Origin of the sequence: Marinimicrobium sp. ARAG 43.8, assembly GCF_050113635.1 — a bacterium.
Lineage (GTDB): Bacteria > Pseudomonadota > Gammaproteobacteria > Pseudomonadales > Cellvibrionaceae > Marinimicrobium.
Window position 1 is genome coordinate 300,400 of sequence record NZ_JBNJLT010000002.1, and the last position, 20,355, is coordinate 320,754.

Sequence of the window (20,355 nt, forward strand, 5' to 3'; positions counted from 1 at the left end):
TATTAATAAAAATAATTTCCACTGTTTTCATTCATTGCTTTTTACTGAATCCAAGCACCGCGTTATAACGCCATCCTTGGGCGCTCTCCAATACGTTGACCATCGTGAACTTCTCTGCACAACGAGTTAGGTTCTGCCCCTGGGCAGCCGCCAGCTCATCCAGCAGCGTCATTAAGTCGTGGTGACCCCAAGGTTGAATCCGCAAGCCGCATTCAAGGGGGCTATTTACTACTAAACCTTCTGCCGACGTATAGAGCGCTGGTTTGCCGTGGCTCGCTTCCTGGAAAATACGGTGAGGCACCAACCGCTCCTCATCTTCATCGGGCAGGAAGACCAGGGTGACCTCCTTTTGGCCCTCGTCAGCGCGAAAGGGCTGTTGCTGGGGCAACACCCAAGTAAGCATCGCTTGGGAGTACTGCCACGCGGAAGCGGCATTAAGCGGATTGTTCTGCCTGTCATAACGCCCCCCAGTTTTTTCAACCACTTTTGGGAGCATGGTCTCGGCCAGGCGAGCGTGCTCCAAATCCACCAAGCTCTTTTTGTCTTGCCAGGGCGTAGGACCAGGCTGGATACGCGGGCGGGCGGTAATAATGCCGTACTCTTCCTCTCGAAGAAGTTTGCTCAGTTTGTGAGTGACCAAACGGAAGGGCTTGTCGGCCCGCGCGAAAGCATCCTCAAACCCAGGGTAGACAAAAGCGGCCTTGGGCAGATTGTCCGGCCCATTTCCACCGGTGTAATGGCGCAAGTTGGTCTCAAATATCGCGATATTGGGGCTTTTGCAGGGTTGTTGTCGGTGACGTTGGACACGACCCGCCAACTGGATCAGCGAACGCATGGACGAAGGCTCCACCACCGCCCAGTCGTAATCATGATCGCGTCCCACCTCGGTCACCGGAGAGCCCAGCACCACAAACAGATGATTTTCCTCAGATTCACTATCCAGAGCGGCCCGAATATCAGCGCGCTCGAACACCGCCTCGGGCTGACGACGGTTTAAGGTGGTATCCAACTGGTTCTCGATAGCCGAGCGCAACAGCAACGGCAGTCGTGAATGATAAACACACAGGTGAATCCGGGTTCCCTCCGGCGAACCCAGTTGAAACAGCGCTTCGGCGACGCGAAATAATGGCTCGATATTGGCCATACGTACCAAACCAAAGCTGACGCGTTTATCCGTATAGGGGCAGACTTGGCAGTGGTCAGTGTGCAAAGGCAGCATCGCATCGCGCACGGCACCGGCGAACGCCTCGTAAACCTGCTCTTTCGGCAGTGACTTTTCAATAGACAGCGGCACCAGTTTGCCACACCGTTTGGCCCCTTCGTCCTTGTTTGCCTTATCCAGAGCCTTTACTCGCTGTTCCACAAACTGGTGGTGTGCCTGAGTGTAATCATCATTTGAAAGTATTTGCTTTCGTTGAACACCAAACTCATCGACCCATAGGCAGGGAACCTCTAACGTACCACCCGGTTTAAGGGGATTCACACCACGATTGCTGTGATAATGTCGCCGCCCCGCGCGGTAAGCCTGGAACATGCCCTCCAGCAAAGCAGGCGGCAAGGTCGCTGACGACAACACTACGCGGCTGCCCAGTAAGCCGGCCCAGTAGACTAGTCGAGTCAGTGCCGGCAAATCCTCCAAATCGAAGTCATCCAATTCATCGAGCACGAGATCGCTGCTCATCAGGCGCAGCATAGGTGCTATTTGGCGTCCGGCGCGTTGAGCTTCGGTAGCGGGCATCAAGTGATCAATCGTACAAACCAGCACCGGGGCAGACAGAAGGGAACTGATCTTGGGGTTGGCCATGGCTTTGGATAACAACGGGTGGTCGGCATGCTCGCCCTCAAAGAGGACATGGCTATCCTCTTCGATAAGCGCCTGAGTCGACGCTGATCCGGTTTTCTCCGCCTCATCCTCGTAGTATTCAAATAAGGCGCGGCTCGCGGAGCCACCCACCCGGATAGCCAGCTCATCTTCACCCAAGTGTAGATCTTCGCGATAGCTGCGCCCGGTTTGCAAGGTCAGGGTCCGCAGTCCGAGGGCAAAAGTGGCGCGCATGCCAAATACAGGGTCCGCCAACGCATTTAGAATGCGGGCATTAGCCAATGTTTTACCGCACCCGGTGGAGGCCATATTAACAATAAAGGCACCCCGTTCTTGCGCAACTTCCCGTATTGCTGTGGCCGCATCTGCGGCTTTGTCCTGCCAGCGAAAACGTTCAACACTACTGCGCTTCTTGAGGCCTTTGTGCCGAGCCAGCCTCGGCAGAAATCGCTCAAAACCTGGCAGAGCATGACTCACACTCCCAGCCAACCTGGCCACCCCCAACAGATGCTCGTCCAACGTTTGCTTAAGCTTGCCGTCCTTGTGGGTATTGGCAAACAAAGGTCCCTGGCTATCCGCTCTAACCCGCTCGGAACTGTTTGGAGGCAAAGACGAGTAATGATGGTCTGCCAACATTAGGCTTAGACGGGCCAGATGCATTACATAGGGGTTATCCAGCCAATTGCTGTGGCCTTTATCCATCAGGGCCAGCAGGCGCTTGGCCAACTTAGCCGACTGGGTCCTCCATTTGGGCATATTGATCGGGAGGTCGTCCGCCATTTTCCAGTACGGCTCAATGGTAGCGATGTCAGCTTCGCGTTTCTGTTCATTCCAGTCGTGAGTAACTCCTTGAATCAAATCCGCCAGTGCGTCAGCCTGATCAAAAGATGCTTTTTTCCCAAGCCGCTCTTGTTGCTGTTTTTGTGTATCCCAAACAGGCATGACCGGCAAACGATGATGGGTCAACACCAACCAGGCGACGGCAGCGGCCAACGGAGGCAACGCCTTGAGCGGTGCAGGTGTTTTTACGTCGAGACCGTCGCGCCAATAGCGACCACTCTGTAACCAGCTCTGATCATCCTCCGGCGAAGGCTTGATCAGCCGTCGCAACCAGCCAGCATCATCATCGTTGCCAACAAACGCCAGAAACAGGCGCAGGGAAACCCATTCATGCCGGTAAAAGTTCTTTTCTTTTCGCTCATTTCTCAAGCGTTGCTGAAAGGCTACACTGGCCTTTCCCAGGTCATGCAGCAGCGCAGCCAACTGAGCCAATAGTTTAATATCTTCTCCAGTGTGCCAGTCGTTCTCATCGGCGCTACGCACGATATTGCGTCGAGTCGTATTCGTGGGTACCGCCCCCTGGAGATTAAACTGGCTCGCATTACCCACGATCCACATCAATTCGCTGTGGTCTTTGCCTCGAATCCAGTGACAGGCCACCGCTGTGTTTTTGCGGGCGGTTTTGCGCAGTAACTTGCGTAAAGTGTTTAAGCCCTCCATGGTAATGGCCGTCTGCCACGCTCTGCCCCCACGGCGCTCGGCGAACTGATCCAGTATCCGGCGGGATTCCTTCAGAGCGCGTTTATTACATTGAGAGACGAGTAGAACGTTCATTCCTCCCGCCCCACTAACGCAGCTGTTTTCTCGGCGATCAACTTCAATGTGTCGATCATAAAATCCAGAGACTCACTTCGGGTCAGTGTTTCTATGCAGTTCTGGCGAAACTGCTCCTCATCGCCGCGCATCGCCGAGAGAAAGGCCTGGGGCAATATAGCCGCATCTTTGATCAAGTCAGCAGCATCAAATACCAAACCACCACGGCGCGTCTTACCGTGCAGCACTGCCAAACCATGTGGCAAACCCAGGGTCCAGGTCGCGGTGGCACCCAGGCCATAGGCCAGATAGTTGCCATGATCCAGAAAACGGTTAGCGGGATCGGCGCCAGTCCCCCGCTTGGCTCGAGTGAAATCTCCATAGCCGACGGCATCCACCGCCAGCTTAAATAACGCCTTGGTCAGTCGGGCTTCTTCTGTCAGCAACGCAGAAGTATCGGATTGCGAGTCTATACGCTGGGAACTGGCCATTATCAGGCTAGCCAGACGGTCAACATCAACAGCAAAATCAGCATCACGTAAAGCCCTTTTTTGCCACTCTTGCTGCAAGCGCACCAAACGACACTGCTGTAGCGCCTTGGCGGCAGTGAGACGCAGATCATCATCAAACCAGAACTTGACCCAGGATTGCAGATATTCTGTAGGGCGATACTCGCTCTGAGGCGAAAGCCAGGCCACATCAAAGTCCATTTCGTTCGCGCAGAATAACGGAGTGCCTCCACCCCCACAAAAACCGACTAGTACACCGGCTTTCGCCAGTTCTCGCATAGCGGCTTGCGTTATGGACGTGCCCGTACCCAATAGAATGCTGGTGGTATTGGCAATAGGGATGTTCCAGTACAACGATTCCTTTCCTTGGTCAGTGACATATTCCACCCTCCCGCCATTGACCAACACACGACAATATTGGAGGTAATAGATGTTGGCCCTCTTGGAGTGCAAGATGGTTTTTAAATCGGACGGTGAGATATCTTCCACGAGCTACTCCATTTCTCAATTAAGGCATCCAACGTTAGCGAATTATTATGATTCGAAAAATACTGAGCAAAAACACAGGTAAACTTTGTTGTCATGTTTCCTGGGTAGTTCAGCCTTTATCCTTCAAACAACCATTCTCGTATGTCAGCTTGGTTGACAAGCACCAGTTGCTGAGCCTCAGGCGTGCCATCCAATACTTTAGTATTTACTTGCATCTCATTGAGTAAATACTGAGCCAAGCAAGCTCTAGTGATAATACGAAGCTCACCGTTGCACATTTGATAATCGTGCTCCAGAACCTGGCGTTTAGCAGGAGAAAGGCGAGGATCAGGCTGAAAGATAAGGGTAACCTTGGTATTCCAAGCCTCATCTTGTTCTTCGGTATTGGGCGACTTACCCATCAAGTCGGGGGCACCGCGAAAACGACTGAGCACAAAATCACGGTAACTTTGTTTTTTTTCGCACCACGCTCTTAGATGCCAACGTAAACCCGTTTTTACAAAGGAGTGAGGAGCGATAATTCTCCCTTGCCTGTCTGGGTTGGACAGCGATACGTAATCCACATCCAGTCTACGCTTTTCCCGAATGGCACAAACCAATCCACGCATTATTTCTGGCGAAACCTGACGGGGTGGCAATGTTAGAGCTTCGTTAGAAACATTATGGCTTCGCCGTTCGACATATCCAATGCTGAGCCAATTTAAGTATTGTGACGGGTCACTATTGATAAAGCAGGGGCTGAAACCTGTATTGGCAAGGTAAGACTTGTCGGAGGGGGAATATCGCAAGTTGCCTGGAGCTAGATCCCGATAGCGCTTCAGATCCACACTGGCATACTGACGGGAAATACCAAAATGCCTAGTGAGCAAGGTGGTATTAACTTTACCCTCCCAATAAGCCACAAGCTCTAGAAGGGTCAAACGTTCTGATTGAGTATCCTTGGGTATCGACATACATGTCTGCTGAATATTCAGTTATCCGATGAATCATGCCATGTTAGGTGACGCTTGTTACATAATGCCACTTCACAGCATAGTTACGCCAAACAACGACTTCCAGAAAACAAGCGGGATGAGGTATGGAGCAGCTAGTCTAGCAGTAAAGCAGTCTCGGAAGATGACATGAATGATGGAGACCAGCCCGAACCTGAGTCGGCGGACGCCGTATTGACCGTACCCAAACTGTCAGATATAGTTGACACATGATCGAGCTATTCAAAACAGACACCTTTGACCGGTGGTTGTCTGGACTGAGGGACCGACAAGCGAGAGCAAGAGTGCAAGCTAGGCTTCGTCGACTGAGCCTCGGCAACCCCGGAGACGTGAAGCCTGTGGGTGAGGGTGTGTCGGAACTGCGGATTGATTATGGGCCGGGTTATCGAGTGTATTACGCCTCGAAAGGGCCGGTCATTGTGGTGCTCCTTTGCGGTGGCGATAAGCGCACCCAGAGGCGCGACATCGAGCAAGCCAAAACCATTGCCAAGCAGTGGGAGGAGTAAAACGTGGAAGCCAAAAAAGTTGAATTCAGCCGTTACGATACCGTGGATTACCTCCAGAGCGAGGAAGACATGGCGGCTTACCTCAATGCCGTGATGGAGGATGGTGACCCTTCCTTGATCGCCGCAGCCCTCGGCGACATTGCCCGGTCACGGAACATCAGCCAGTTGGCCAGAGACGTGGGGATGAGCCGGGAGGGGCTGTACAAAGCTCTATCAGGTACCGGTAACCCCACCTTCGCCACCATGACCAAAATTGCCAAAAGCCTTGGTTTGCGCTTCTCCGTCCAGCCCTCCAAACTTGTCTAACAGCGCCACCAGAGCGTGAATCCCCGCTCCGGTTTTCGGGTGTGGTGTTGGAGGGGTTGACGCTTATTTGAGCGTCTTCGTTTTTATACATGTATAAAAAGAGTGTCAAAACGAAAAAGCCCCTGAAATTCTCTAGGAAAATCAGGGGCTTAGTCTTGAATCAGTGGTCGGAGCGAGAGGATTCGAACCTCCGACCCCCTCGTCCCGAACGAGGTGCGCTACCAAACTGCGCTACGCTCCGACAGGCTGGCTGTGCCAGCGAGGGCGGAATTATAACAGCTGTTTTTCGTCTGTAAATGGCCGATTGGTATTTACCAGGCCCGGACGCGCGGATTCCCGCTTCAGAACGGCTTCATTCTGGCTCGGCAACTGGTATCATGGCCCGGTTTTGACCCTTAAGCATGAGGTATTGCTCGTGAACAACGCTTTTCGACTGGTTTGCGCCGGGGTTTTGGCGCTGGGAATGGCCGGCTGCGTGGGTCCGCTGGAGCGGCCCTCTGATGAAGAACAGGATGCGGCTGAGGCCCCTGAGGTGGATACCACGGCGGCTGCGGTGGTCTCGCTGATTGATCAGGCGCGACTGGCGTTTGAACAGGGGGACTTCCAGGGCGCGATTGCTTCTGCCGAACGCGGCTTGCGCATTGACCGCCGTGAACCCGAGCTGTATCTGGTACTCGCCCAGAGCTATATGACGCTGGCCCAGCCGGAGCAGGCCCGGCAGTTCGCCCGCCAGGGGTTGCGGTTCAGCCCGCCGGATTCGCACCTGTATCAGGCGCTGGAAACCGTGCATGACCAGGCGGCCCAGAATACCGGTACGCTGCGCTTCTAAACCCGTTGCGGCTGTCCCCCCCCATCAAATATAACTATTCCTGATAGGCGCTGCGGCGCCTATTTCAATTCTGTTTAACGCACCGGCTTTGTTCACTGGCGATTCCGCTCAGAGCACCAATACTTATAGGTACTGGTGCTTGCCGTCTCCGGTTGGGACCCCACCAGTGTGGCCCTGCGGGGTCAAGTCAGGAGCTTTCCTTAATGTGCACTCCTATCTTTACCGGTGCTTTGGCGCCGGTTTTTTTATGGCATCAATTCCACAGCCGATCCCACCAGCTGGGGGAGGATGAGCGATCAATACGGCAGCGTTCGGAATCGGTCGGCCCCTGACCTGCCCGCAGAGGCAGCCAGACGGCACCTTCACAGCGCTCGGCGCTGAGTTTTCCGGTGCGGCTGTCGAGCCAGTCGAAGCTGACATCCCCCGGCGGCTCCAGCGGAAGGCCCTGCGTGGGCAATTCCGCCATCAGGTCGGCCCACACATGCAGCGCACCGGAGGAGCCGGTAAGTGAGGTCTGTCGGTTGTCATCCCGCCCCATCCAGACCACGGCCAGGTGCTGGCCGCTGAATCCGGCAAACCAGCTATCACGGTAGTCGTTGCTGGTGCCGGTTTTGCCAGCCATGGCCAGCCCCTCCGGCAGTTGTTGATAAACGGAGCGGCCGGTGCCTTCACGCAATACCAGTTGCATCAGGTACTGCATCTGAAAGCTGGCCTCGGTGCTGAAGCGCTGCTCCATGGTCAGCCGGTAGCGCTTGAGAGGCTGGCCTTCGGCGGTCAGCACTTCCCGAATGGCACGCAGAGGCGTGTAAACACCTTCGGCCGCCAGCGTGTGGTAGATGCCGGCCACTTCATAGGGCGTCATTTCCACTGAACCCAGAAGGATAGCCGGCACACCGGGGATGTCGCCTTCAAAACCAGCCGCTCTCAGTGTGTCGTAAACGGCACCCAACCCGAGGTTCATGCCCAGGCGCGCGGTGGCCTGATTATAGGAGTGTACCAATGCCTGGTAGAGTGGCACCTCCCCGTGGTTTTTCAGGTCGGCATTGCGCGGCTCCCAGCGGTTGCCGTTGCGCGCCTCGACCACCACCGGTTCATCGCTGATCAAGGTGGCCGGGTGGTATTCCTTCTCCCGTTCCAGCGCCGTTAAGTACACAAACGGTTTGACCAGCGAGCCAATCGGTCGCCGGGCATCCAGCGCGCGGTTGAAACCATTGAACCGACCATTGCGGTCGCCCACCAGGGCCAGCACTTCGCCCGCCCCCACCGAGGTCACCACCGCCCCCACTTGCAGGTTTTCCGTGCCGCGTCGCTGCTCCAATTGATGGACACGCTCACTGACCACGCGCTCCAGACGGCGCTGAATCATGGGAGACAAGCTGGTGAAGATGCGCAGTCCCTCACTGCGCAAATCTTCCTCGCGATAGTCCCGTTGCAGTTGCCGATTGACCAGCTCGATGAACGCCGGATAGCTCTGCAAGCTGTACTGGGTGTTGGGGACAATACCGAGCGGGGCACGCTGCGCGCGCTGCAACTCGGCCTGGTCGATTAATCCTTCCCGGGCCATCACCCGCAGCACGAGGTCGCGCCGTTCACGCACGCGCTCCGGATGCCGCCAGGGGTTATAGAACGAGGCCCCCTTCACGATCGCCACCAGCAAGGCGACCTGCTCGGTGTTTAATTCATTCAAAGGCTGGCGAAAATAGTGTTGCGCGCCCAGGGCAAAACCGTGCACGCCTCGTGCGCCACTTTGGCCGAGGTACACTTCGTTGATGTAGGTTTCCAGAATCTCTGACTTGCTGTAGTGCACTTCCAGCAGCACCGCCATAATGGCTTCCTGCAATTTGCGTTGCAGGCTTTGCTCGCGGGTCAGGTAAAAATTCTTGACCAGCTGCTGGGTCAGAGTACTTCCACCCTGAACCACCCGACCAGCTTTGAGGTTGGCCCAGGCCGCCCGCAATATGGAGGACGGTGACACACCAAAGTGATGCAGAAAATCGCTGTCTTCCACCACGAGCAGAGTTTCCCCCAGCAAGGGCGGCAAGTCTTCCAGACGCACCAGCAGTCGGTCTTCGCCGTGCGCTGGGAAAATACCGCCGATCTCTTCTGGCTCCATGCGCATCAGCGCCAGGTCACGGCCATCAGAATTGCTAAGGTTGGTAATACGCCCACCGGAGAGCGTCATCGTAAAACGCCGGGCGGGCTCTCGTTGATCCCAAAACAAAAAGCCACGACTGTAAATGTCGTAGTGGCGGGTTCCACCGGCCATTCGACGCGCGTACTGCCCCGGACCGGACACCCGTTCGACGGGACGATACCCCAAAGCCAGCAGCTCTTTCTCGAACAGGTCCGCCGTCAGCGGTGCCCCTTGATACAGTTCCAGCGGCCGCGCATAGACCCGCGCCGGCACCGACCATTTTTTGCCTTCAAACTTTTCCCGCACCACACCATTGAGGTACAGCACCCATAGCGCGAACAGCAATGTAAAGATGCCCAGAGCGTACAGCGCCCAAAGACGAAACAGTGCCCAGCCGTGGCGTCCACGGTTCTGGCGGCGGCGGGGAGATGATCGACGAGATCGGTTCTTGCTCACTACACTCTCACTTCAACACAGGCACTTCAATTTGACTCTGGCTTTCACCAGCGGCGCTTATTTTGCATAATGGTCGACCAAAACCCAAACCCATACCCAACTCCCATAGAGAGGGCTTCATGACAGACCACTATCACATCTACGGCATCGGCGCGGCGTTGGTGGACACCGAAATCCAGGTCACCGATGGAAACCTGCGGGCCATGGCCGTTGCCAAGGGTGTGATGACGCTGGTGGATGAACCGCGCCAACACGAACTGATGGACTACCTGCAGGATCACTTGGTTCACTCACAGCGTGCCAGTGGTGGTTCCGGTGCCAATACCATCATCGCCGCCAGTTACTTCGGCTGTCGCAGTTTTTACTCCTGCAAGGTCGCCGACGATGAGAACGGCGCATTCTATCTGAATGACATCAAAGATGCCGGGGTGGACTATCCCGCACACCTGGGCGGTGCCGAGGGCATTACCGGCAAATGTCTGGTACTGATTACCCCCGACGCCGAACGCAGTATGAACACCTTCCTCGGCATCAGTGCCGAACTGTCGGTGAATGAACTCGACACCGCCGCCATTGACGCGGCGGACTATGTGTATATCGAAGGTTATCTGGTCAGTTCCGACACTGGTCGGGCCGCTGCCATCGCATTGCGCCAGCGGGCCGAAACCCGCAATACGCTCACCGCGCTGAGCCTGTCAGACCCGGCCATGGTACAGTTTTTCCGCGATGGCCTGCTGGAAATGATTGGCAATCGGGTGGATTTGTTGTTCTGTAACCGCGAGGAAGCCATGGGCTTTACCGGCTGTGACAACCTGGAAGATGCCGCCCAGTCACTGCAGGATTATTGCCGGAGTTTTGCCATTACCTGCGGGGCCGAGGGCGCACTGGTGTTCGATGGCAAGCATTCCTATTCTATCGATGCGCAAGCCGTAGAGGCCGTGGACAGTAATGGCGCGGGCGATATGTTTGCGGGCGCGTTTCTGTATGCGTTGAGCCAGGGGCACGGTTACGACACGGCTGGCCGGTTTGCCTGTCTCGCCGCCAGCAAGGTGGTGAGCCAATACGGCCCGCGGTTGCGGCCGGAACAGCATCAGGAGCTGAAGCAGGCGTTTTTCGGCTAACGTTTATCCGCCGCCGCAAACCGGGCAGTTCGGATCACGTGGCAATGCCAGTTCGCGCCATTCACTGCGAGCGGCATCAAAAATCAACAAACGGCCGGCGAGGCTATCGCCGACACCGGCCAGCAGCTTCACCGCCTCCAGTGCCTGCATACTGCCAATCACGCCCACCAGCGGCGCCATTACACCGCTGGTGGCACAATTGAGCGGTTCATCGTCGTGGACATCGTACAGGCAGCGATAGCAAGGGCTGTCTGACCGACGTGAATCAAACACGGTTACCTGCCCCTCAAGGCGAATGGCTGCCCCGGACACCAGCGGGGTGCGAGTGCGCACACACGCCGCATTGATGGCATAGCGCACACCGAAATTGTCCGTGGCGTCCACCACCAGGTCCACCTGCTCCGTCAACGTCGCCAGGCGCTCGGCATTCAGCGCCTCATGCAGCGGTGTCACGAGGGTATCCGGATTTAACGCCTGCACCGCCTGGGCAGCGGACACCACTTTGCTCTGCCCAACGCGCGCGGTGGTGTGCGCAATTTGCCGTTGCAGATTGGAAGGCTCAACCTCGTCGTGATCCGCCAACCATAACTCGCCCACGCCGGAGGCCGCCAGATACAGGGCGACCGGTGAACCCAGCCCGCCGAGCCCGACGATCAACACGCGTGATCTCAGCAATGCTTCCTGACCGTCGAGGTCAATCTCCGGCAGCATAATATGACGGCTGTAACGCAGCAGTTGTCGGTCATCCATTGCGCTCACCTCGCATTGGCTTATCTCGCAGGTTGCTTATGGGCTCAGACACCCCAGAGTGACTCGATCCCGGCCACCGAGATCCTGCTCGGTGGTGATTGACTGGTAGCCACAGCTCCGGAAGATGGCTCGCACAGCTTCGCCCTGAGTCCAGCCGTGTTCGATCAGCAGCCAGCCGCCGGGTGATAAAAAGTTACGGGCACGGGCCAGAATATGCTCGATGTCGGCCAGCCCGTCCTGCGCGGCCACCAGCGCCGAGCGGGGTTCAAAACGCACATCGCCTTCATTTAAGTGCGGATCGGCGTCGGCAATATAGGGCGGGTTACTCAGAATGATGTCAAACCGGGCGTCGGGGCTCACGCCATCAAACCAGTGGCTGGTGAAGCATTTTACATTGGGAAGCCCCAGTGCTTCGCGGTTTTGTTCCGCCAGACTGACCGCCGCCGCAGAGACATCCACAGCGCTCACGTGCCAACCGGGCCGCTCACTGGCGAAGGCCAGTGCAATAGCGCCTGTGCCAGTGCCCAGATCCAGCGCCGCTCCCGAGGGCGACGACTCGGTCAACAGGAGCGACAGCTCCACCAGACGCTCGGTGTCTGGCCGGGGAATGAGCGTGCTGCTATTCACCGCCAGCGGCAGCGACCAGAACTCCCGCTGACCGGTGATGTGCGCCAGCGGTTCACCCCGACGACGGCGCGCAAACGCGGCTTCGAAGCGTTGCCGGTGCGCATCGGATAAGTCGCTTTCTGGCCAGGTGTACAACCAGGTGCGGTTTTTTTGCAGCACCCAGGCTAACAAGAGTTCAACATCCAGACGCGGCGTATCGCTGATGGGCGTCAGTTTCGCGGCCAGGCGCAGCGCTTCGGCCACCGTCATAATGCGCCGCCCTCTTTCATGACGTTTCGTCCATTACGCTTCGTCCATTACGCTTCAGACAATGCCGCCAACTGATCGGCCTGATACTCGTGCACCAACGGTTGCACCACTTCATCGAGATTGCCCTGCATAACTTCGTCCAGTTTGTAGAGCGTCAGGTTAATGCGGTGATCGGTTACCCGGCCTTGCGGAAAATTATAGGTGCGAATGCGCTCGGAACGATCGCCCGAGCCGACCAGGTTACGTCGTTCATCCGACAGGTGTTTGGCCGCCGCTTCTTCGCTGGCGTTTTTCAGTTTTGCGGCCAGCAGCGACAGTGCCCGCGCCCGGTTTTTGTGTTGCGAGCGTTCGTCCTGACACTCGACGACAATACCGGTGGGGATGTGCGTTACCCGAATGGCGGAATCGGTTTTGTTAACGTGCTGCCCGCCCGCGCCAGATGCGCGAAAGGTATCAATGCGCAAGTCCGCTTTGTTGATATCGACCTCTTCCACCTCATCCGCTTCGGGCATGATCGCCACGGTACAGGCGGAGGTGTGAATGCGGCCCTGCGACTCGGTTTCCGGTACGCGCTGCACGCGATGGGCACCGGATTCGAATTTCAGTTGTGCATACACGTTATCTCCGGCAACCCGGGTGATAATTTCCTTGTAGCCGCCGTGCTCGCCTTCGCTCTGGCTCAGCACTTCAATCCGCCATTTTTTCTGCTCGGCAAAACGGCTGTACATGCGGAACAGGTCGCCGGCAAAAATGGCGGCTTCGTCACCGCCGGTGCCCGCGCGAATTTCCAGGAACACGTTCTTGCCATCGTTCGGATCTTTCGGCAGCAACAGACGTTGCAGCTCTTCTTCAAGTGGCCCCAGATGTTCGTCGCATGCGGCGAGTTCTTCGCGTGCCATATCGCGCATTTCGGGATCGTCGAGCATCGCTTCGGCTTCCTCGCGATCCTCCTGCATGCGGCGATAGCGGTCGTAGCTTTGCACCACCGGCTCGAGCTCCGCGTACTCCTTTGACAGATCACGGAAACGATTCTGGTCGCCAATAATGTCGGGGTCCGACAGCAATTGGCCGACTTCTTCGTAGCGTTCAGTCAAACGGGACAGTTTGTCTTGAATCGAGGCTTTCATTCGCGTTCTTGCTTTCCATCGGTGTGAGTGTCACCCGCCGCTAAACCAAACAGTTCACGCGCGGCCGAAACGATCTCATTGCGCCCCTCGGCGCCAGCCTGGCGCAATGCCACGCTCGGCGGGTGCAACAGTTTATTGGTCAGCGCGCGCGAGAGTTGCACAAGCAACTGCTGGGGATCGCCCCCCGCCTCCAGTGCGCGCTGCACTTTGTCCAGTTCCGCCGCGGCGTGCGCCTCGGCCTGGGCGCGATAGGCACGGATCGTGGCGGAGGCGTCCTGGGCACGCTGGGTTTTCAGATACTCCGCCACCCCTTCGGCGATAATTTCACGGGCTTTCCCCGCGGCCGCTTCGCGAGACTTTTTATTCTGGTCGATCACCGCATGCAGGTCATCCACCGTATAAAGGTATACATCGTCCAGCGCACCGACCTCTTCCTCGATATCCCGGGGCACGGCGATATCGAGCATAAACATCGGTTTGTGTTTGCGCTTTTTCAGCGCTGATTCCACCGCCCCTTTACCCAACAGCGGCAACTGACTCGCGGTGGAGGAAATCACGATGTCGGCCCGGTGCAGATGCTCGGGAATATCGGCCAGCAAAATTGCTTCGGCGCCAAACTCGCGGGACAATACCTCAGCGCGTTCCAGCGTCCGGTTGGCCACCACCAGACGGCGAATGCCCTGCTCCTTGAGGTGGCGGGCGACGAGCTGAATCGTTTCGCCAGCGCCGACCAACAGCGCCGTATCTTCTTTCAGATCCGAGAAAATCTGTTGCGCCAGGGTAACCGCCGCATAGGCCACCGACACCGGATTTTCGCCAATCGCGGTTTCTGAGCGTACTCGCTTGGCCACACCGAACACCCGCTGGAACGTCGCGTGCAAAGTGGCGCCCACGGTGCCGACCTGACTGGCGACCGCGTAGGCGGATTTCATTTGCCCGAGAATCTGCGGCTCTCCGAGCACCAGGGAATCCAGGCCTCCGGCGACCTTCATCATATGGCCCACCGCATCGGCATCCCGAAAACAATAGTAGCAGCGGCTGAACGCCTGGGCGTTCATTTGGGTGTGATCCAGCAGCCAGGCCAGCAACGCATCCAGCTCGGCATCGCTGGCAGCGTAAATTTCGGTGCGGTTACAGGTAGAAAGAATGGCGACTTCGCTCAAGCCGGCCCGCTCGCGGGCCTGCAGGAGCGCCTGCTCCAGCGTATCCGGCGCAAAGGCCACCCGCTCGCGTATCGCCAGGGGAGCGGTGTTGTGGTTGATGCCGAATGCCAACAGGGTCATAAACTCGGAGCGGTTTTGCCAGTCAAAGGGACGCCATTGTCCGGCCCCAGAAGGCCGGGCGCAAGGGGCGCGGCCCGAAATCGACCCCGCACACGAGGAATTATCCTCCCGAACGGACGTCGAAGCCAGCGCCGCCTCATTAACGGCTCACGCTGGCACAGATCGCGCGCACTGTTTATGATGACCCAACCGCTCATGAAACTGTCCATCCACAACACCATGGGATGCTATGAACGCTCATGCCTCTTTTGTCACGATTTTGCTCGCCGGCGTCCTGCTGATTGGCTGCGCCCAGCAGCCTACCTCACCTGAGGGTGAAGCCGCCCCCAAGGTCGAGCAGGATCAGGACACACCGGCCAAGGCCAATGAACCCCCGGTCGAGCCTTCCGCGTCGTCGGACCAGCCCCGCTCGCTGCCGCACACGCGGTCATTCACCAGCGACACGCTGTATGCCTTGCTGGCCGCCGAAATCGCCGGCAGCCGCCAGCAGTTTGATATTGCGCTGTCCAACTACCTGCAACAGGCCTACGAAACACGCGACCCCCAGGTAGCGGCCCGCGCCACTCACATTGCGCGCTTTCTGTCCGCCGAAAGCGCTATGCTCGACGCCTCTCTGATATGGGTGGAAGTGGCGCCCGACGACAGCGAAGCCCAGCTCAACGCCGCGTTGGCGCTGCTCAAAGGCGGGCGTCTCCAAGAGGCGTTTGAGCTGTCACGGAAGTTGCAGGAAAAAGGCGAGCACACCCTTTTCCAGAACATCGCGGCCAGCGCGGCCGAGGCCACCGACACACAGCGGGAACAGCTGTTAAACGGTTATCTGGAGCTTTTGAAAACCTACCCCGAACACACGGAACTGCTGGTGGGCACCGGCTTGCTCCTGCAACAGGAAGAGGAACTGGAGCCCGCACTCGACTACGCCAACCTGGCACTGAAAAGTAACCCGGACAACGAAGCGGCCCACATTTTGAAGGCCACGCTGCTCAGCCAGATGGACCGCGGAGGGGACGCCTTGCGCCTGCTGATGGAAGCGCTGGAGGACGACCCCCAAAGCCTGCGGCTTCGCCTGCAATACGCCAGGCTCCTGACCCAGCACGATATCTCGCTGGCTCAGGAGCAGTTTGAGGTGCTAGTCCAACAGGAGCCCACTGATCCGGATTTGCAGCTCTCGCTCGGTATTGTCGCGCTTGAGAACGGCGATACCGACACCGCCAAAGAAAGCTTTGAAACACTGCTGGATGTCGGCGAACATACCTCTCCGGCCAACTTTTATCTCGGCCAGATCGCCGAACACGAAGACCGGCTGGAAGAGGCCCTGCTGCACTATTTGCAGGTCGAGCCCGGTGGCGACTTTCTTCAGGCCACGCTGAACATTCAGCACATTCTGCTGGAAAACGGTGAGCTGGAAGCCGCCAACGATCACTTGAACCGCCTGCGCAACCGCTTCCCGGACCGTGCCGCCGATCTCTACTTGCTACAGGCGCGAGCCCTGCTTCAGCACGGTTACACCGACTACGCCGAGCAGGTGCTGGACAGCGCCCTGGAACAGCATCCCACCCATAGCGACCTGCTCTACAGCCGGGCCATGCTTTATGCTCGACAGGGTGACCCGGAAGCCACCGAGAGGGACTTGCGGGAACTGCTTAAATACGACCCACAAAATGCCACCGCCCTCAATGCTCTGGGCTACACCCTCGCGGACAATACTGACCGTTACGAGGAAGCCCGGGACTTGATCGAGCGAGCCTTGACGCTGCAACCTCATGAACCCGCTATTCTCGACAGTATGGGGTGGGTGCTCTATAAACTGGGGCAACCCGAAGAGGCCCTTCCCTATTTACAGGAAGCCGCCGAGGCCTATCCGGACCAGGAGATTGTCGCTCACCTGGGTGAAGTGCTCTGGCAACTGGGACGTCGTGAAGAGGCCCGGCAAGTCTGGCAACAAGGCCTGGAGGTTGACCCAGACAGCGAATTGATTCCCGCCACCATGCGCCGCTTGCAGGTAACGCCATGATTCGCGGGCTTCATGTCTTGGCCATCGGCATTCTGGTTCTCGCGGCGGGCTGTGCCCGCCAACCCGTGCAACCGGTGGACAACTGGCAGGCTCACGAGGCCCGCGCTGCCGCGCTGACACACTGGCAGTTGAGCGGTAAGCTCGCAGTACGGGTGCCAGACGACAACGGCAGCGCACGCCTGGGGTGGCGCCAACGGGGCGATGATTTTCGCATCGACCTGAGCGGCCCGTTTGGACAGGGTCGCGTTATTATTGATACCACCGACACCGGCGTGCGTCTGCGCCAGGGCGGCGAACCACCTCTGGAAGCGACCAGCGCGAGCGAACTGGTCTGGCAGGCCACGGGCTGGCAGCTTCCCGTGGAACCCTTGCTGTACTGGGTACGCGGCATCCCCTCCCCCGAGACCGATTACCGAGTGCTCGAGCGCACTGCAGAGGGGTTGCTGGGAACCCTGTCCCAGAACGACTGGACGTTACACTTCAGTGACTATCACGCCACCCGCCTGCTGCCGCTTCCGGGCCGGATTGTCGCCGAACGCGACGACATTCGTCTTATTTTGGTGATCCACCGCTGGACGTTCCCCGAGGCCGCCCCTGCGGAGCGCTCCGACACATGACCCAGCCGCTGATCTTGCCCGCGCCGGCAAAGCTCAACCTGTGCCTGCATATTCTCGGGCGTCGCACCGACGGGTATCACGAGCTACAAACGGCGTTTCAGTTACTGGATTACGGCGATGAGCTGCGCTTTTCATGTCGTAAGGACGGCGATATTCGCCTTGCTCCCGCGCTCGCCGGCGTTTCCCTTAAAGACAATTTGATCTATCGGGCGGCGGCGGCGTTGCACCCGCTCGCATCAGATCCCACCGGCGTCGATATTCATCTGACGAAACGATTGCCGATGGGCGGCGGACTCGGCGGGGGCAGCAGCAACGCGGCCACTACACTGATCGCCCTGAATCAGCTGTGGGACTGCGGACTGGATACCCCCACTCTGCAAGCCATCGGGCTGAAACTCGGCGCGGACGTACCGGTTTTTGTGGGCGGCCACAGCGCCTGGGCAGAAGGCGTCGGTGAGCGACTGACGCCGCTCGAATTGCCCGAACGCTGGTACCTGGTGATCACGCCAAATACCGCCGTTTCGACCGCTGGGGTTTTTTGTCACAAAGATTTGACAAGAGACACAGCGCCCATTACAGTAGCGGCCTTTCTTGAGCGGGGCGGCAAAAACGACTGCCAATCACTGGTCAGAAAGCTTTATCCCGAAGTCGATAAAGTGCTGATTTGGTTGGAAAATTTTGTCAGCAACGCTAGAATGTCCGGCACCGGCGCCAGTGTCTTTGCCGCCTTCGATTCGAAAGCGGATGCACTGGAAATACTGAGGCAGACGCCTGAATCCTGGTCTTCTTTTGTCGCCAGGGGCGTGAACCAGTCACCGGTCAGCCAGATGGGCGATTAGCAGTAATCGCCGGAACGATTGCCACTGGGGCGTAGCCAAGCGGTAAGGCAGCGGGTTTTGATCCCGTCATGCGTAGGTTCGAATCCTACCGCCCCAGCCATTTTCGTTAAGGCGCCGCTGTTGTCAGCGGCGTTGTTCGTTTTGGGTCGACGCCTATAGCATCTCACCTTAAGAGCTCCCGTGGATCGAATACCGGCACCGTCGCCCGCTGCTTTACAGGCGCACACCCCGCCCCCCTCGCTCCCGGCCCGACCCAACAACGCAAACCAGCAAGACCGACAAACAAAGCAAGACAGACAAAAAGGTACCGACCGTGACTGAGTTAATGGTATTCACCGGTAACGCCAACCCCGAACTGGCCCACAAAATCGTGGATTGCCTGGGCATTGAAATGGGGGACGTCTCAGTCTCGCAGTTTTCCGATGGCGAAATATCGGTGGAGCTGAACACCAACGTTCGGGGCCGCGATGTCTTTGTGGTGCAACCGACCTGCGCACCCACCAATCGCAACATCATGGAACTGATGATCATGATTGATGCACTGCGCCGCGCCTCCGCCGGAAGAATCACAGCGGTAGTACCCTACTTCGGCTACGCCCGACAGGATCGCCGCGTGCGTTCCGCGCGAGTGCCAATCACCGCCAAGGTCGTGGCCGACATGATGGTGGGCGTGGGCATTGATCGCCTGCTGACTGTAGACCTGCACGCCGAGCAGATTCAGGGCTTCTTCGACGTTCCCGTCGATAACGTGTACGGCTCCCCGGTGTTGCTCGAAGACGTTGAGAAACAAAATTTTGAAGACCTGATTGTGGTCTCGCCGGATATCGGCGGTGTAGTACGCGCCCGAGCACTGGCCAAACAACTGAGCGTAGACCTGGCAATTATCGATAAGCGTCGGCCCAACCCGAATGTGGCCGAAGTGATGAACATTATCGGTGAAGTGGATGGCCGCACCTGTTTGTTGGTGGACGATATGGTCGATACCGCCGGCACACTGTGCAACGCTGCCCAGGCGCTGAAAAATCAGGGCGCCAGTCGCGTTCTGGCCTACTGTACCCACCCGGTACTGTCCGGCAACGCTATTGAAAAAATCAACAACTCCCAACTGGATGAACTGGTCGTCACCGACTCGATCCCGTTGAGTGAAGAAGCACAACAGTGCTCTCGCATCCGCACACTGACGCTGTCAAAAATGTTGGCCGAAGCGGTGCGTCGCCTGAGCAATGAAGAATCACTGAGCGCCATGTTCCGCTAACACGGTCATGGCACTCGGTTAACGGCCGTCCGATAACGGGCGGTTTTTTAGAACCCCGCTGACGGTTCTGGTCGCGGACCCCAGCGGACATCTTTTTGAGGACTGATCATGTCTGAAGAGTTTAAATTGAACGCCGAAGCCCGGGACGACTTGGGGAAAGGTGCGAGCCGCCGCCTGCGTCGTCTCGAAGGCAAAGTACCCGCCATCGTTTACGGTGGTAAAAAGAAACCCGCTTCCATCATGCTGAGTCAGAAAGAACTGAGCAAGCAGCTGGAAAGCGAAGCTTTCTTTTCTCACATTATCGAACTGAGCATTGATGGCAAGTCCGAAAATGTCATCCTGAAAGATCTGCAGCGTCACCCCGCCAAAGGGTTCACCATGCACGCAGACTTCCAGCGCGTTTCCAAAACCACCAAACTGCACACCAGCGTCCCGCTGCACTTCCTCAACGAAGAGACAGCCAAAGGCGTCAAGCTGCAAGGCGGCAAGATCGTGCACAACATGGTGCAACTGGAAGTGACCTGTTTGCCAGCCGACCTGCCGGAGTTCATTGAGGTGGACGTGGCCGATCTGGAACTGGGCAACAGCCTGCACATTTCCGATCTGAAACTGCCCAAAGGGGTTGAGTCTGTGGAGCTGAGCCACGGCGCGGATCACGACCAGCCGGTCGTATCCATCAACAAACCGCGTGGCATGGCTTCTGACGACGCCGAAGGCGAGTCAGGCGAAGCCGAAGGCGGCGAAGAAGAGAAGTAAGTTTCCGCACGCCGAAAACACCCCGGGGGCTAACGCCACCGGGGTGTTTTTTTATGTCTGGCGTGTTCTCGCGCTACAATGTCC

The 20,355-nt window shown here is 57.5% G+C and carries 17 protein-coding genes and 2 tRNA genes; 10 read left to right on the plus strand and 9 right to left on the minus strand.

The window, feature by feature from the left end; genetic code table 11:
- Positions 1-31 precede the first annotated feature (31 nt).
- From cas3f to ACQCLF_RS06610, 3 genes are all read right to left on the minus strand, one after another.
- Positions 32-3,436: a type I-F CRISPR-associated helicase Cas3f gene (gene cas3f, locus ACQCLF_RS06600; RefSeq protein WP_426985512.1), complete on the minus strand. Its 3,405-nt coding sequence runs from the start codon at positions 3,434-3,436 to the stop codon at positions 32-34.
- On the minus strand, positions 3,433-4,413 hold the full coding sequence (cas1f, locus tag ACQCLF_RS06605) for a type I-F CRISPR-associated endonuclease Cas1f (RefSeq protein WP_426985513.1): 981 nt from the start codon (positions 4,411-4,413) through the stop codon (positions 3,433-3,435). Before cas1f ends, cas3f begins: the two co-directional genes overlap by 4 nt.
- Before the next feature lie 116 nt (positions 4,414-4,529).
- Complete coding sequence (locus tag ACQCLF_RS06610) at positions 4,530-5,366, minus strand: WYL domain-containing protein (protein WP_426985514.1); 837 nt, start codon at positions 5,364-5,366, stop codon at positions 4,530-4,532.
- Positions 5,367-5,614: 248 nt separating this feature from the next.
- On the opposite strand from ACQCLF_RS06610, the gene ACQCLF_RS06615 reads away from it, so the two are divergent.
- Positions 5,615-5,911: a type II toxin-antitoxin system RelE/ParE family toxin gene (locus ACQCLF_RS06615; RefSeq protein ID WP_426985515.1), complete on the plus strand. Its 297-nt coding sequence runs from the start codon at positions 5,615-5,617 to the stop codon at positions 5,909-5,911.
- Between the two features lie 3 nt (positions 5,912-5,914).
- Positions 5,915-6,217, plus strand: a complete 303-nt coding sequence (locus ACQCLF_RS06620) for an addiction module antidote protein (protein ID WP_426985516.1) — start codon at positions 5,915-5,917, stop codon at positions 6,215-6,217.
- A 164-nt stretch (positions 6,218-6,381) separates the two neighbouring features.
- Here ACQCLF_RS06620 and ACQCLF_RS06625 read toward each other — a convergent pair.
- A tRNA-Pro gene (locus ACQCLF_RS06625) sits at positions 6,382-6,458 on the minus strand.
- A gap of 174 nt (positions 6,459-6,632) precedes the next feature.
- Here ACQCLF_RS06625 and ACQCLF_RS06630 point away from each other — a divergent pair.
- Complete coding sequence (locus tag ACQCLF_RS06630; protein WP_426985517.1) at positions 6,633-7,046, plus strand: tetratricopeptide repeat protein; 414 nt, start codon at positions 6,633-6,635, stop codon at positions 7,044-7,046.
- Positions 7,047-7,299: 253 nt separating this feature from the next.
- Here ACQCLF_RS06630 and mrcB read toward each other — a convergent pair whose 3' ends face one another.
- Positions 7,300-9,636 (minus strand): penicillin-binding protein 1B, encoded by a 2,337-nt coding sequence (gene mrcB, locus ACQCLF_RS06635; protein ID WP_426985518.1) that lies wholly within the window; start codon positions 9,634-9,636, stop codon positions 7,300-7,302.
- A gap of 119 nt (positions 9,637-9,755) precedes the next feature.
- Here mrcB and ACQCLF_RS06640 point away from each other — a divergent pair, with 119 nt between their 5' ends.
- Complete coding sequence (locus ACQCLF_RS06640) at positions 9,756-10,757, plus strand: adenosine kinase (protein ID WP_426985519.1); 1,002 nt, start codon at positions 9,756-9,758, stop codon at positions 10,755-10,757.
- 3 nt (positions 10,758-10,760) lie between these two features.
- On the opposite strand, the gene ACQCLF_RS06645 is transcribed toward ACQCLF_RS06640, so the two are convergent.
- Genes ACQCLF_RS06645 through hemA form a run of 4 tightly spaced genes read right to left on the minus strand, consistent with a single transcriptional unit; the run spans position 10,761 to position 14,793 of the window.
- Positions 10,761-11,507: a HesA/MoeB/ThiF family protein gene (locus tag ACQCLF_RS06645; RefSeq protein ID WP_426985520.1), complete on the minus strand. Its 747-nt coding sequence runs from the start codon at positions 11,505-11,507 to the stop codon at positions 10,761-10,763.
- A gap of 36 nt (positions 11,508-11,543) precedes the next feature.
- Positions 11,544-12,386, minus strand: a complete 843-nt coding sequence (prmC, locus tag ACQCLF_RS06650; protein ID WP_426985777.1) for a peptide chain release factor N(5)-glutamine methyltransferase — start codon at positions 12,384-12,386, stop codon at positions 11,544-11,546.
- A gap of 44 nt (positions 12,387-12,430) precedes the next feature.
- Complete coding sequence (prfA, locus tag ACQCLF_RS06655) at positions 12,431-13,510, minus strand: peptide chain release factor 1 (RefSeq protein WP_426985521.1); 1,080 nt, start codon at positions 13,508-13,510, stop codon at positions 12,431-12,433.
- Positions 13,507-14,793, minus strand: coding sequence for a glutamyl-tRNA reductase (gene hemA / locus ACQCLF_RS06660; protein ID WP_426985522.1), 1,287 nt, complete (start codon positions 14,791-14,793; stop codon positions 13,507-13,509). The genes prfA and hemA overlap by 4 nt, the downstream gene beginning before the upstream one ends.
- A 229-nt stretch (positions 14,794-15,022) precedes the next feature.
- Between hemA and ACQCLF_RS06665 the strand changes: the two genes are divergently transcribed.
- The 6 genes from ACQCLF_RS06665 to ACQCLF_RS06690 all read left to right on the plus strand — a co-directional run bounded on the left by ACQCLF_RS06665 (position 15,023) and on the right by ACQCLF_RS06690 (position 20,271).
- On the plus strand, positions 15,023-16,804 hold the full coding sequence (locus tag ACQCLF_RS06665) for a tetratricopeptide repeat protein (protein WP_426985523.1): 1,782 nt from the start codon (positions 15,023-15,025) through the stop codon (positions 16,802-16,804).
- Entirely contained in the window at positions 16,801-17,421 is a 621-nt protein-coding gene (gene lolB, locus ACQCLF_RS06670) for a lipoprotein insertase outer membrane protein LolB (protein WP_426985524.1), read from the plus strand. Before ACQCLF_RS06665 ends, lolB begins: the two co-directional genes overlap by 4 nt.
- Positions 17,418-18,260 carry a 4-(cytidine 5'-diphospho)-2-C-methyl-D-erythritol kinase gene (gene ispE / locus ACQCLF_RS06675; RefSeq protein ID WP_426985525.1) on the plus strand — a complete coding sequence of 281 codons (843 nt, stop codon included), beginning with the start codon at positions 17,418-17,420 and terminating at the stop codon, positions 18,258-18,260. Before lolB ends, ispE begins: the two co-directional genes overlap by 4 nt.
- Before the next feature lie 25 nt (positions 18,261-18,285).
- Positions 18,286-18,360, plus strand: a tRNA-Gln gene (locus tag ACQCLF_RS06680).
- 225 nt (positions 18,361-18,585) lie between these two features.
- Positions 18,586-19,515, plus strand: coding sequence for a ribose-phosphate pyrophosphokinase (locus ACQCLF_RS06685; protein WP_426985779.1), 930 nt, complete (start codon positions 18,586-18,588; stop codon positions 19,513-19,515).
- A 108-nt stretch (positions 19,516-19,623) separates the two neighbouring features.
- Positions 19,624-20,271, plus strand: a complete 648-nt coding sequence (locus ACQCLF_RS06690) for a 50S ribosomal protein L25/general stress protein Ctc (protein ID WP_426985526.1) — start codon at positions 19,624-19,626, stop codon at positions 20,269-20,271.
- Positions 20,272-20,355: the final 84 nt, after the last annotated feature.